Source organism: Bradyrhizobium tunisiense, from assembly GCF_042263385.1.
In the GTDB taxonomy this organism is placed as follows: Bacteria; Pseudomonadota; Alphaproteobacteria; order Rhizobiales; family Xanthobacteraceae; genus Bradyrhizobium; species Bradyrhizobium tunisiense.
The window spans coordinates 254,895-267,788 of sequence record NZ_JBHLEV010000006.1; the positions used below are offsets into that span (position 1 = coordinate 254,895).

9 protein-coding genes and 1 pseudogene are annotated in these 12,894 nt (G+C 63.9%); 8 read left to right on the plus strand and 2 right to left on the minus strand.

What is annotated here, in order from left to right; all coding sequences use genetic code 11:
• The first annotated feature begins 28 nt into the window (after positions 1–28).
• The 5 genes from ACFDR6_RS25880 (at position 29) to ACFDR6_RS25900 (ending at position 5,635) form a co-directional block, all read left to right on the plus strand.
• Positions 29–544: a YcnI family protein gene (locus ACFDR6_RS25880; RefSeq protein ID WP_375859965.1), complete on the plus strand. Its 516-nt coding sequence runs from the start codon at positions 29–31 to the stop codon at positions 542–544.
• Positions 544–2,106, plus strand: a complete 1,563-nt coding sequence (locus ACFDR6_RS25885; RefSeq protein ID WP_375859966.1) for a copper resistance CopC/CopD family protein — start codon at positions 544–546, stop codon at positions 2,104–2,106. The genes ACFDR6_RS25880 and ACFDR6_RS25885 overlap by 1 nt, the downstream gene beginning before the upstream one ends.
• Before the next feature lie 144 nt (positions 2,107–2,250).
• The gene (proS, locus tag ACFDR6_RS25890) at positions 2,251–3,570 is read left to right on the plus strand and encodes a proline--tRNA ligase (protein ID WP_212089979.1); all 1,320 of its coding nucleotides are present in this window, start codon (positions 2,251–2,253) and stop codon (positions 3,568–3,570) included.
• Positions 3,571–3,642: 72 nt separating this feature from the next.
• Positions 3,643–4,923 (plus strand): lipoprotein-releasing ABC transporter permease subunit, encoded by a 1,281-nt coding sequence (locus ACFDR6_RS25895; protein WP_212089981.1) that lies wholly within the window; start codon positions 3,643–3,645, stop codon positions 4,921–4,923.
• Between the two features lie 7 nt (positions 4,924–4,930).
• Complete coding sequence (locus tag ACFDR6_RS25900; protein ID WP_212089983.1) at positions 4,931–5,635, plus strand: ABC transporter ATP-binding protein; 705 nt, start codon at positions 4,931–4,933, stop codon at positions 5,633–5,635.
• A 95-nt stretch (positions 5,636–5,730) separates the two neighbouring features.
• Here ACFDR6_RS25900 and ACFDR6_RS25905 read toward each other — a convergent pair whose 3' ends face one another.
• Positions 5,731–6,810 (minus strand): zinc-binding dehydrogenase, encoded by a 1,080-nt coding sequence (locus tag ACFDR6_RS25905; protein WP_375859967.1) that lies wholly within the window; start codon positions 6,808–6,810, stop codon positions 5,731–5,733.
• 110 nt (positions 6,811–6,920) lie between these two features.
• On the opposite strand from ACFDR6_RS25905, the gene ACFDR6_RS25910 reads away from it, so the two are divergent.
• Positions 6,921–7,718, plus strand: a complete 798-nt coding sequence (locus tag ACFDR6_RS25910) for a helix-turn-helix transcriptional regulator (RefSeq protein WP_375859968.1) — start codon at positions 6,921–6,923, stop codon at positions 7,716–7,718.
• Between the two features lie 180 nt (positions 7,719–7,898).
• Positions 7,899–11,048 carry a GAF domain-containing hybrid sensor histidine kinase/response regulator gene (locus ACFDR6_RS25915; protein WP_375859969.1) on the plus strand — a complete coding sequence of 1,050 codons (3,150 nt, stop codon included), beginning with the start codon at positions 7,899–7,901 and terminating at the stop codon, positions 11,046–11,048.
• 304 nt (positions 11,049–11,352) lie between these two features.
• On the opposite strand, the pseudogene ACFDR6_RS25920 reads toward ACFDR6_RS25915, so the two are convergent.
• Positions 11,353–11,631: pseudogene (locus ACFDR6_RS25920) on the minus strand (hypothetical protein); the annotation flags it as partial.
• A gap of 115 nt (positions 11,632–11,746) precedes the next feature.
• On the opposite strand from ACFDR6_RS25920, the gene ACFDR6_RS25925 reads away from it, so the two are divergent.
• Positions 11,747–12,469 (plus strand): outer membrane protein, encoded by a 723-nt coding sequence (locus ACFDR6_RS25925; RefSeq protein WP_212089990.1) that lies wholly within the window; start codon positions 11,747–11,749, stop codon positions 12,467–12,469.
• The last annotated feature ends 425 nt before the right edge of the window (positions 12,470–12,894 follow it).

Below are 12,894 nucleotides of genomic sequence, written 5' to 3' on the forward strand. Positions count from 1 at the left end.
ACCGATCTGGGTTTTCGGGAGACTGAACATGAAGCGATCCTGCCTGTTCCTGATCACCGCCTTCGCCGCCTCGCCAGCGGCGGCGCATGTCTCGCTCGAGACCAAGCAAGCCGCGGTCGGCACGTCGTATAAGGCTGTGTTCACTGTGCCGCACGGTTGCTCGGGCTCGCCGACGGTGAAGATCCGCATTCAGATCCCGGAAGGGGTGATTGCGGTGAAGCCGATGCCGAAGGCAGGCTGGAATGTCGACGTCGTCGAGGGCAAATATGCCGGCGAATATGACTATCACGGCAACAAGCTGGGCTCCGGCGTCAAGGAGGTGGCGTGGTCCGGCGGCAAGCTGCCGGACAAGAACTATGACGAGTTCGTCATGCACACATTCCTGACCGACAAGCTCAAGCCGAACACGACGCTGTACTTCCCCGTCGTCCAGGAATGCGAAACCGGCATCAGCCGCTGGATCGAAATTCCGGCGGCGGGGGCAGGGCATTCGCATGAGGGCAAGTCGCCGGCGCCCGGCGTGAAATTGTTGCCAAAACCCTGATGCGCCTGCTCGCCGCGCTTGCGACGCTGCTCCTCGCTGCCGGCTTCGCCAGCGCGGCATGGGCGCACGCCGCGCTGGTCTCGGTCGAGCCGGCGAGCGGCAGCGTGCTCGATACTGCGCCCAAGACGGTGGAGCTGCGCTTCAATGAGGCGGTGACGCCCGGCGCGATCCGGCTGATCGACGGTGCGGGCAGGACGCGGAACGATCCACGGGTCAGCGCATCGGGCGAGACGATTTCTGTCGCGATGCCGGCCGATCTGCCCGAGGGGACCGCGGTCGTCAGCTATCGCGTGATCTCGCAGGACGGCCATCCCGTTACGGGATCGATGACCTTTTCGATCGGCATGCCGACGGCGACGAAACCGCCGGCCGCCGCGGATAACGGGTTGGGCGTGCTGATCTGGCTGACGCGGGTCGGCCTCTATGTCGGGCTATTCGTCGGGGTCGGCGGCGTGTTCTTCGCGCGCTGGGTTGCGTGGTCGATGATCGGGATGGCTGTCCCGCGCCTGGCGCTCGGCCTCGGCTTTCCGAGTGCTGTGGCGTCCGTTGGCACGTTGGGCCTAGATCTCCTCGGGCTGCCCCCAGATGCTCTCTGGACGGCTGGTCCCTGGAAGGTCGCATTCGCGACCAGTGCGGGCCCTGCCTTGATGGTTGCCCTCGCGGCCATGCTGTCCGCATGGATGGCGCTGCGCAGCGCATGGTACGCGCGCGCTCTTGCGATGATCGCCTTCATCGGCGTCGGTCTGTCGCTCGCCATGACCGGGCATGCCGCAACGGCGCCGCCGGAGACGCTGACGAGGCCGGCGATCTTTCTCCATGGCCTCGGTGTTGCCTTCTGGATCGGCGCGCTGGCTCCGCTCGTGGCGTTGGTGTCCAAGCCGACGACTGCGACGCTTCCGATCGTGAACCGCTTTTCCCGTATTGCGGCGCTCGCGGTCAGCGTGCTGGCCCTGACTGGCCTCGCACTCGCGATCGTGCAACTCGAAAAGCCGGGAGCGCTGGTCGCGACAAGTTATGGGCTGATCCTCTCGACCAAGCTCGTCCTGGTCACAGGACTGCTGGCGCTGGCCGCGCTCAATCGGTTCCGGCTGACGCCGGATCTGGCCCGGTACGAGACAGGGACGCCTGCCCTCAAGCGATCGATCCTGCTCGAAAGCGTTGTCGCTCTCGCCATTCTCGCCGTGGTGGCCGGCTGGCGCTTCACGCCGCCGCCGCGGACGATCGTTCCGGAGGCACCGCTGGCGATCCACATCCACAGCGACAAGGCGATGTTCCAGGTCCTGGTCTCTCCGGGCAAGCCGGGGCTCGACGATTTCGTGCTCCAGCTCATGACCGGCGAGGGGATGCCGCTCAAGGCCAAGGAGGTGACGTTGACGCTGAGCCTGCCCGAACGCGGCATCGAGCCGATGGAGCGGAAGGCCACGCTGGGGCCGGACGGCTATTGGCATGCGCGCAAGGTGGAGCTTCCCTTTGCCGGCCGCTGGCGCGTGCGGATCGACGCGCTGGTGACCGACTTCGAGCAAATCACGCTCGAAGACGAACTCGACGTCGCGTCGCCATAAGTCGCAGCTCAAGCTGAACCTGAAGCCCGACGGAGAAATGACAGGAATTCCGTTGCCTTAGCGGGTTTTCCTCATTCCCGGTCTTGTGTTTTCGCTCTCAATCCGGTTTCACTGCACCCGGTCACTGATTCCCAGAGTATTGCCATGCGGTTGTCGCGGTTCTTTCTGCCCATTTTGAAGGAAAATCCGAAAGAGGCGGAGATCGTCTCGCATCGGCTGATGCTGCGCGCGGGCATGATCCGGCAGGAGGCGGCCGGCATCTATGCCTGGCTGCCGCTCGGATTTCGCGTGCTAAAGAAGATCGAGCAGATCGTGCGCGAGGAGCAGGACCGCTCCGGCGCGCTGGAACTGTTGATGCCGACGCTCCAGCTTGCCGACCTCTGGCGCGAGAGCGGCCGCTACGACGCCTATGGCCCCGAGATGCTGCGCATCGCCGACCGCCATAAGCGCGAGCTGCTGTACGGGCCGACCAACGAGGAAATGATCACCGAGATCTTCCGCGCCTATGTGAAGTCCTACAAGAACCTGCCGCTCAATCTCTATCATATTCAATGGAAATTCCGCGACGAGCAGCGTCCGCGCTTCGGCGTGATGCGCGGCCGCGAGTTCCTGATGAAGGACGCCTATTCGTTCGACCTCAACGAGGCCGCCGCGCGCGTCGCCTACAACAAGATGTTCGTGGCTTACCTGCGCACGTTCGCGCGGATGGGGCTGAAGGCGATCCCGATGCGGGCCGAGACCGGCCCGATCGGCGGCGACCTCAGCCACGAGTTCATCGTGCTGGCCGAGACCGGCGAATCCGGCGTGTTCATCAATCGCGACGTGCTGGATCTGCCGGTGCCCGGCGAGGATGTCGATTATGAGAGCGACCTGACGCCGATCATCAAGCAATGGACGTCAGTCTATGCGGCGACGGAGGACGTGCACGACGCCGCGCGCTTCGAGCAGGAAGTGCCCGCAGACAAACGGGTGAACACCCGCGGCATCGAGGTCGGCCAGATTTTCTATTTCGGCACGAAGTATTCCGAACCGATGAAGGCGCTGGTCGCCGGCCCCGATGGCGTCGACGTGCCGATCCATGGCGGCTCATACGGCGTCGGAGTCTCGCGCCTGCTCGGCGCCATCATCGAGGCCTGCCATGACGATGCCGGCATCAAATGGCCGGAGGCCGTTGCCCCGTTCCGCGTGTCGATCCTCAACCTCAAGCAGGGGGATGCCGCGGTCGACGCAGCCTGCGAGAAGCTCTATGCCGAGCTCACCGCCAAGGGCGTTGACGTGCTCTATGACGACACCGACCAGCGCGCCGGCGCCAAATTCGCCGCCGCCGACCTGATCGGGATCCCCTGGCAGATCATGATCGGGCCGAAGGGGCTCGCCGACGGCAAGGTCGAGATCAAGCGGCGAAGCGACGGCTCCCGCGAGACCATGTCGCCTGCCGACGCAGTCGCCCGGTTGGTCGGCTGAATAGTGTTCATCGCGCGATAGCGGGTCGGTAATCCGGCCACATTTGACCCCGAATCATGGGATTATCGAGCGATGGATGAGACCATGACCGAAACCGTGCAGACCGCGCCTTTTGCGCCATTCGAGTGGATGCTGTCGGGGCGCTATTTGCGGGCGCGCCGCAAGGAGGGATTCATCTCGGTCATCGCCGGATTCTCCTTTCTCGGCATCATGCTGGGCGTGGCGACACTGATCATCGTGATGGCCGTCATGAACGGCTTCCGCAAAGAGCTGCTCGACAAGATCCTGGGGCTGAACGGCCATATCCTGGTCCAGCCGCTGGAATCGCCGCTGACGGACTGGAAGGACGTCGCCGACCGCCTCAGTCAGGTCCAGGGCATCCGGCTCGCCGCGCCCGTGGTCGATGGCCAGGCGCTGGCATCGTCGCCCTGGAACGCCTCGGGCGTGCTGGTGCGCGGCATTCGCTCCGACGACCTCAACAACCTCACCTCGATCGCCAAGAACGTGAAGCAGGGCTCGCTTGAGGGCTTTGACGACGGGCAGGGCGTCGCGATCGGCCGGCGCCTCGCCGATCAGCTGTCGCTGCATGCCGGCGACAGCATCACGCTGGTGGCGCCGAAGGGCGCGGTCACGCCGATGGGCACGACGCCGCGCATCAAGCCGTACAAGATCGTTGCCGTGTTCGAGATCGGCATGTCCGAGTACGATCTCGGCTTCGTGTTCATGCCGCTCGCCGAAGCGCAGGCCTATTTCAACCGGAGCAACGACGTCACCTCGATCGAGGTGTTCACCGCCAACCCCGACAAGATCGACGCCTTCCGCAAGGCGGTGACGGAGGCCGCGGGGCGGCCGGTGTTCCTGGTGGATTGGCGACAGCGCAACTCGACCTTTTTCAACGCGCTCCAGGTCGAGCGCAACGTGATGTTCCTGATCCTGACCATGATCGTGCTGGTCGCGGCGCTGAACATCGTCTCCGGCCTGATCATGCTGGTGAAGGACAAGGGCAGCGACATCGCGATCCTGCGCACGATGGGCGCCTCGCAGGGATCGATCATGCGGATCTTCCTGATCACGGGCGCCTCGATCGGCGTCGTCGGCACGCTCGTCGGCTTCTTCGTCGGTCTCGTGATCTGCCTCAACATCGAATCGATCAGGCAATTCCTGTCCTGGCTGACCAGCACCGAGCTGTTCTCGCCGGAACTCTATTTCCTTTCGAAACTGCCTGCCGAGATCGACGTCGGCGAGACCACGGCCGTCGTCATCATGGCGCTGACGCTGTCGTTCCTGGCGACGCTGTATCCGTCGTGGCGCGCCGCACGCCTCGATCCCGTCGAAGCGCTCCGGTACGAGTGAGGGGCTGATGGATCAGCAGCAGGGGGCTGAAGATGTACCGGTCATTTATCTCCACGAGATAAAGCGGCAGTACTTGCAGGGCGAGGTGCCGCTGACGATCCTCGACGGCGCCAAGCTGGCGCTGTGGGCCGGCCAATCGGTCGCACTGGTGGCGCCGTCCGGCTCGGGCAAATCGACCCTGTTGCACATCGCAGGGTTATTGGAAGCGCCCGATTCCGGCGAGGTTTATGTCTCGGGCGCGCCGACCTCGCAGCTGCCCGACATCGAGCGCACGCAGCTGCGCCGTACCGATATCGGCTTCGTCTACCAGTCGCACCGGCTGCTGCCGGAGTTCTCCGCGCTCGAGAACGTCATGATGCCGCAGATGATCCGCGGCCTCAAGAAGTCCGAGAGCGTCAAGCGCGCCAAGGAGATCCTTGGCTATCTCGGCCTCGGCGACCGCATCACCCATCGCCCCGCCGAGCTGTCAGGCGGCGAGCAGCAGCGCGTCGCGATCGCGCGTGCGGTTGCCAACGCGCCACGCGTGCTGTTCGCGGACGAGCCGACCGGCAATCTCGATCCGCACACCGCCGATCACGTCTTCCAGGCGCTGATGCAGCTCGTCAAGGCAACCAAGGTCTCGATGCTGATCGCGACTCACAACATGGAGCTCGCCGGCCGCATGGACCGGCGCGTCTCGCTGTCGAACGGCCAGGTGGTCGAGCTCGACTAGCAAAATGTGCGAAAACAACCCCATGCACAGTAGCCAAGTGCTTGGTTGGATTTAGGGAAAAATCGGCGACGGCGACTCCGCCGCCGCCCGGATGCTCAAGGCCTGATCACCGTCATTTTGAACGGTCCGCCATTGGCGGCGGCATGGGCGACGGCCTCGTTGGCATGGTCGAGGTCGAAGGCCGTGGTCTCATATTCATCGAGCCGTAGCAGACCCGACCGCACCAGCGCGATCAGGCGGCTCGCGGCGTCCGGCGGATACATCCAGACGCCGTGGATGCTGATGCAGTTGCGCATGATCCAGGGGTAGGGCAGCTCGAGCCCCGGGCCGCCTGCCATGCCGACACCGCCCATCAGCACGACGCGTCCATAGGGGCGCACCGTCATGACCGCCGCCCGCACCACGTTGGTGCCGACCGAAGGCGGCATGATGTCGAACACGCAATCGATCGGCCCTGATGCGGCGCGCTTCATGCTTTCGCGGTCGTCGTGCTCATTGCCGGTGAGCTTCACCGGCTTCACGCGGGCGCCGAAGCGGCGGACGAGGTCGGCCAGGATCGTCTCGTTGCGGCCGGGGGCGACCACGCACGCCGCGCCCATCGCCAGCGCGACCGAGACGGCCGCGCTGCCGAAATTGCCGGTGGCCCCGCTCACTAGCACCGTCTCGCCTGCTTGCAGGTTGGCGGCGAGGAAGCCGCCGTAGGGCACCAGTAGCGTCCCAAGGGCACACCATTGCGTCGCTTGCTCCGATGTGATCGCGCCGAGGCGTTTGACGTTCTCGGTCGGCACGCGCATCTGCTCGGCGAAGGAGCCGTGGCGAAAATGCTGTTGCAGGAGCATGCCGCCGGGACCGGCGGCAGTCAGTCCTTGCAGCGCGATGTCGGGCGCAACGGCATCATCGCGCGAGCGCACCGTCGGGTCGCAGAACACCCAGTCGCCGATTGCGAGCCTGATTGCGTCCGGGCCGATCGCGCGCACGCGGCCAATGCCGCCCGGACCCGGAATGATCGGCAAGTCGAGCGCGTAGTTGCGCTCTCCGCTGAAAACCTCGTTCATATAGGACAGCACGCGTGTGGCGACGACGTCGACGATGACCTCGCCGGTGCCGAGCACCGGTTCTGGGGCATTCTCGATCGCCAGCGGCGAACCGAAGGATTTGAGCACGGCAGCTTTCATGATGTTCACCTCAAAGTCGGGTGGAACCCATATGCGCTGGCTTGGAGGAGGCAAGAAGGCCTGGTATTATCCTAGTATTTCAGAGGCCCTCCATCGCGGGAGCGACAGCAATGGCAGATCCGCGCCGCGTCGAATTCGGCGATTTCCTCAGGTCCCGCCGGCAGAAGCTTTCGCCGAAGACGGTGGGGCTTCCGGCGGGCCGCCGGAGGCGCACCGCAGGGCTGCGGCGTGAGGAGGTCGCGCAACTCGCCGGCATCGGCGTCGACTGGTACATCCGCCTCGAGCAGGGCCGCACCGTCAGTCCGTCCGTCACCACCATCGACGCGCTGGCCCGCGCGCTCCGACTGAGCAAGACCGAGCACGCGCATCTGAAAGCGCTGGCTCGCGACGGGGCAAGAAGCCCGTTCACGCGCGAAATCGTGCCGCCGCCAATCCGGCGGATGATCGAGAGCCTGAAGCAGCCGGCCTATGTCACCGGCAGGCGCTGGGACGTATTGGCCTGGAACGACGCTGCCGATGATGTCTTCGCTTTCGGGCAATTGCCCGAGCAGGATCGCAATACGCTGTTGCTGGTCCTGACCAACAGGCAGACGCGAAAGTTCTACGGCGCGAGCTGGACCGACGTCGCCAAGAGCATGGTTGCGATGTTTCGCGCCACGCACGACGTTTGGGCCGGCGATCCCGCCTTCACCGAGCTGCTGACGCGGCTACGCCAGGGCAGTCCGGAATTCGTCAGATGGTGGGAAGCCCACGACATCCGCAGCACGATGTCCGGCCTCAAGACCATGAACCATCCGACCAGGGGCATGCTCCGGTTCGAGCACACCAGCTTCCAGGCCAACGACGACCCCGCGCTGAAGCTGGTGATCTACACGCCGGTGTCGGGCGTTGAGGCACCAAGCCGATAGTATTGGTCGGCCCGGCTGGGCGCCCGGGAACCCAAAAGCCATCATGCTGTTAACGACGGGCAGCTTGCGCTCGCCGCCTGCATCTGGATGTCGGGCAGCCTCGCGCTGCTCGATGCGTTATGTGGGTGAAGATCGTTTCATTGGCTCCTCGAGGAGACAGGAAGTGGCAGGGGAAGACCAATGACAACGGCGGCCGGGGAGACCTCGACCGATCGCAATGCCGTCCTGGCTGCACTTGGCGACTATATCCGAGAGATCAATAACCCTGACGATCTTGCCTACGCTGCGGCTGAGCTGCTTGGCCGGAGCCTGAGGGTCAGCAGGGCCGGCTACGGCACCGTCGATACGTCGGCCGAGACCATCACGATTGCGCGCGACTGGAATGCGCCGGGCATCAAGAGCCTGGCAGGGGTGCTTCGCTTCCGCGACTACGGCAGCTACATTGAAGACCTGAAGCGCGGCGAGACCGTCATCTGTGCCGATGCGGAGAAAGACCCTCGCGTCGGTGACCGTGCCCAGGCGCTCGAGGCCATCTCTGCGCGCGCGCTGGTCAACATGCCGATCTCCGAGCCCGACGGGGTCGTGGCGCTGCTGTACCTCAACAACGCTACGCCGCGAGAATGGAGCCCCGAGGAGCTCGAGCTCATCCACGACGTCGCCGAGCGCACACGGACCGCCGTCGAGCGGCGACGTGCCGAGGCGGCGGTGCGGGAGAACGAGGCGCGGCTGCTTTTTCTGGACGCCCTCAACAAGGAGACCGCGAGGACTCGTGATGCCGACGGGGTCATGGCGGTGACGACGAGGATGCTGGGTGAGCATCTCGGCGTCTCCAACTGCGCCTATGCCGACATGGATCCCGATCAGGACGGCTTCACCATTCGCGGTGATTGGGCTGCCCCAGGCGCGATGCATATTCTTGGGCACTACAGTCTGGCCGACTTCGGCGAGAAGGCGGTGCGAGAACTCGGCGCCGGCAGGCCCCTCATCATCAACGACAACTTGAAGGAGATCGCGCCCGAGGAGGCCGCAACCTTCCAGAATATCGGCATAGGCTCGACGATCTGCATGCCTCTGGTCAAGGAAGGGCAGCTCACTGCCCTGATGGCCATTCATCACCGGGGCCCGCATGGCTGGACGGCGCGCGAACTCGCCTTGCTCACCGAGGTCACCGAGCGATCATGGGCGCATATCGAGCGCGTCCGCTCGGAGCAGGCAGCCCGGGAAGCTGCCGAACGGCTGGTTCTGGCGAACAAGGCGGCCGGCATCGGCACCTGGGACTACGATCCGGTCAACGACGTCTTGCGATGGGACAGTCGCTGCAAGGAGGTGTTCGGTCTCTCGCCGGACGCCGAGGTCAGCTACGAAGGGGCGTTCCTCAAGGGCATCCATCCCGACGACAGGCAGCGCGCCCACGAAGCCGTATCCGCCGCGCTCAGTCCTCATGCTCCGACGAGTTACAACATCGAATACCGCACCGTCGGTATCGAGGATGGCGTCGAACGCTGGATTGCGGCAACGGGGCAGGCCATCTTCACCAACGGTCAGGCTGTTCGTTTCATCGGGACGGTCCTGGACATCTCCGCGCAAAAGAAAACCGAGCGTCATCTCAGGATACTGAACGACACAGGTGCATCGGTCGCCCGCGAGCGCAACCTCGAAAAGATCGTGCAGATCGTGACGGATGCCGGCGTCGAGCTGACGGGCGCCCAGTTCGGGGCCTTCTTTTACAATGTTCTGACCTCGGATGGCGGCAGCTACATGCTGTATTCGCTGTCCGGCGTGCCGCGATCGGCCTTCGAGAACTTCCCGATGCCTCGCAATACGGCCGTGTTCGAGCCGACCTTCAAAGGCACGAGCGTTGTGAGGTCTGACGACATCCTGCAAGACCCGCGCTATGGCAAGAACACACCGCGAAAGGGCATGCCCGAGGGGCATCTTCCGGTTCGATCCTATCTCGCGGTCCCCGTGATCTCGCGGACGGGCGAGGTGCTTGGAGGGCTTTTCTTCGGTCATGCCGAGACAGCCATGTTCCAGCCCGAGCATGAAGCGGCGTTGCTCGGGATCGCCGGCCACGCCGCCACGGCCATCGACAACGCCCGGCTTCTGACCCGGCTCGAGACGCTCAACGCCGGGCTGGAGCAACGTGTCGCCGACGAGATCGCAGAGCGCATGAAGGCCGAGGAGCAATTGCGGCAATCCCAGAAGATGGAAGCCGTTGGGCAGTTGACCGGCGGGATCGCGCACGACTTCAACAACATGCTGGCCGTGATTCTCGGCAGCTTGAATCTCGCCAAGCGGCGGCTCGGCAAGGGAGAGGTCAACATCGACCGCTTCATCGAGGGCGCGATCGATGGCGCAAATCGCGCGGCCACGTTGACGCAAAGGCTGCTCGCGTTCTCGCGTCAACAGCCTCTGGCGCCCGAGGTCGTGGACCTCAACAAGATGGTCGGTGGGATGAGCGAACTGCTGGAGCGCTCGCTCGGAGAGCTTGTTCGCCTCGAGGCCGTCTTGGCGGCCGGCCTTTGGCGCGTCAAGGCCGATCCGGCCCAGCTGGAAAGCGCTGTCATCAACCTTGCGGTCAATGCGCGCGACGCCATGCCGAAGGGCGGCCGGCTGACGATCGAGACGAGCAATGCTTCGATCGACCGGAAATACGCCCGCGAATATGCATTGTCGCCCGGGCAGTACGTTCTTATCGCCGTCACGGATAACGGCACTGGAATTCCGGCCGATGTGCTGGGGAAGGTGTTCGATCCGTTCTTCACGACCAAGGTCGTGGGCAAGGGCACCGGCCTCGGCCTCAGTCAGGTCTACGGCTTCGTGCGGCAGTCGGGTGGCCACGTCAAAATCTACTCGGAAGTCGACGTCGGCACGACGGTGAAGATCTATCTTCCGCGCTTCGCGGGCGAGGAGGCGGCTTCAACGTCGTCGCAAGGCGTGACCCATCCTGGTGCAAGCCTTCAGAGCGAGACCATTCTCGTCGTTGAGGACGATGAGCGGGTCCGCAGCATCTCATCTGAAAGCCTGCGCGAGCTTGGCTATACGGTGGTCGAGGCCGCGAGCGCCAAGGAAGCCGTCAGGACGATCGAAAATGGCTTCGTTCCGGATCTGCTGTTTACCGACGTCGTCATGCCCGACATGACCGGCGCGGAACTTGCGGCCGAACTGTCGAAGCGATACCCGGATCTGAAGGTGCTGTTCACCACCGGCTATACGCGCAACGCGATCGTTCACAACGGCATGCTCGATGCCGGCAAGCATCTGCTTTCCAAGCCCTTCGCGATCGAAGACCTGGCCGCCAAGGTTCGCAATCTGCTCGACGAGGGTTGAAGACGTTTCGGGCGAGGCCCACGAGGAGGAGAGCCCGGTTTCTCGGCCGCGCCGCTGCGGCATGCAATGCGCCGGATGTCGACAGCAAGGCCAAGAGGAGCAGGATAGGGACGATCGTGGGATGTCGGACGCGCAGACGGAAGGTCTGCGCCGACGTTACGCCCGGTGGCTGTGCGCGCGACGATTCTGATAGGCGTAGGGGTCGTCGCTCTGTCCTGCGAAATACGGATTCGTGATGCAGGTCAGCGCGTCCCGATGCGGCTGCCCGACACTGTGCGTAAGCGTCGAACCTGCAATTGCTCGGACCCGGCCATTCATTGCCGGTGAGGCGGAACGGATGGTACGTGCCGAACGCGCGCGCAGGTGCGCTTGCGCTCGACACGAATGCAAATGTGGCGAGCGAGCGGAAATGTGGCGACAATGGGGAGGGACACTCGTCCAGACATTTCAATTCTTCATCACGCGAACGTGCGCGCGACGTCGTTACGCGTACATGCACTTTATCTCGTCTCGCCTGCACGAGAACTACAGAAAACACTTGTTCCAAAGGGTTTCCAGCGCACGCTGAGAAATCTTCATTCATGAAGCGCGGGCCTTTGGAGCCAACTGTGTCGTCGAGGTTACAGCAATTCCGTCGATCGCTGTTATGACCACGGCACGGCCAGGGGGCCTAACGACGAAACTGGAACGGGACTCAAATGAAGAAGAATTTGTTGCTTGCCGCTGTGAGCCTTGTCGCGCTGAGCGCGACTGCGCCGGCGCTGGCTGCTGACCTCGCGGCGCGACCCTACACCAAGGCGCCTGCGATGGTCGCCGCGGTCTATGACTGGAGCGGCTTCTACATCGGTATCAACGGCGGCGGCGGTTCGTCGAGCGCGAAATGGGACCTGGTCGGTTTCGGCCGTGATGGTTCGCACGATGCGACCGGGGGCACCGTCGGTGGCCAGATCGGGTATCGCTGGCAGTCCGGCCAGTTCGTGTTCGGCTTGGAAGGCCAGGGCAACTGGGCCGACTTCTCCGGCAGCCATGTCGGCGCGATCTCCGGCTTCACCAACAACACCAAGATCGATTCGTTCGGTCTGATCACCGGTCAGGTCGGCTACGCCTGGAATAACGTGCTGCTCTACGTCAAGGGCGGTGCGGCTGTGGTCGGCACCAAGTACGACGCCTCTTTCGCGGGCGTGTCCCTGGCATCAGCCAACGACACCCGTTGGGGCGGCACGGTCGGCGCGGGCCTTGAGTTCGGTTTCGCCCCGAACTGGTCGGTTGGCGCCGAGTACAACCACATCTTCCTCGGTGGCAACGACCGCAACCTGACCGGCCCCATTGGTGTTCTGGCGGTCAACGTCAAGCAGGACGTCGACATGGGTCTCGTTCGCCTGAACTACAAGTTCGGCGGCCCGATGCTCGGCCGTTACTGATACCGATCGCTCTTTCAGCGTTCGTGGAAAGCCCCGGCCTTGCGCCGGGGCTTTTTTATTGTGTCAATTCCGCGAGTTAACCATTCCGTCGCGGGATGGTGGAGATCACTTGACTCCCGAGAACGAAATGAGAACAATGTTCTTCATACGTTCTAGTAAAGGAGCGAGATCATGTTCAAGATTTTCGTGGAAGAAGCGGCTGCCCTGGCCTCGATCACGCTGTTCGTGGGGATGATCGCGATCTGGGCCCAAGTCATACCGCAGCTTTGATTCCGCCCGTCTCGGGCAGGCGGTTCTGGAAACCTGTGCTCCTCCTTCGGTGGCCCTGGGGAAAAGCGGGAGGACGCGGTCAATCGGCCGCTGCGGCGTGGACTCTGACGCTGCGACACCTCACCATTGTGAGGCGAGTCGGCAGAACGGGCAGA

Excerpts from the sequence above, each read along its gene's own strand:
- ACFDR6_RS25905 (WP_375859967.1), bottom strand. The coding sequence starts at position 6,810 with ATGAAAGCTGCCGTGCTCAAATCCTTCGGTTCGCCGCTGGCGATCGAG.
- ACFDR6_RS25925 (WP_212089990.1), top strand. The coding sequence starts at position 11,747 with ATGAAGAAGAATTTGTTGCTTGCCGCTGTGAGCCTTGTCGCGCTGAGC.
- proS (WP_212089979.1), top strand. The coding sequence starts at position 2,251 with ATGCGGTTGTCGCGGTTCTTTCTGCCCATTTTGAAGGAAAATCCGAAA.
- ACFDR6_RS25895 (WP_212089981.1), top strand. The coding sequence starts at position 3,643 with ATGGATGAGACCATGACCGAAACCGTGCAGACCGCGCCTTTTGCGCCA.
- ACFDR6_RS25885 (WP_375859966.1), top strand. The coding sequence starts at position 544 with ATGCGCCTGCTCGCCGCGCTTGCGACGCTGCTCCTCGCTGCCGGCTTC.
- ACFDR6_RS25900 (WP_212089983.1), top strand. The coding sequence starts at position 4,931 with ATGGATCAGCAGCAGGGGGCTGAAGATGTACCGGTCATTTATCTCCAC.
- ACFDR6_RS25910 (WP_375859968.1), top strand. The coding sequence starts at position 6,921 with ATGGCAGATCCGCGCCGCGTCGAATTCGGCGATTTCCTCAGGTCCCGC.
- ACFDR6_RS25915 (WP_375859969.1), top strand. The coding sequence starts at position 7,899 with ATGACAACGGCGGCCGGGGAGACCTCGACCGATCGCAATGCCGTCCTG.
- ACFDR6_RS25880 (WP_375859965.1), top strand. The coding sequence starts at position 29 with ATGAAGCGATCCTGCCTGTTCCTGATCACCGCCTTCGCCGCCTCGCCA.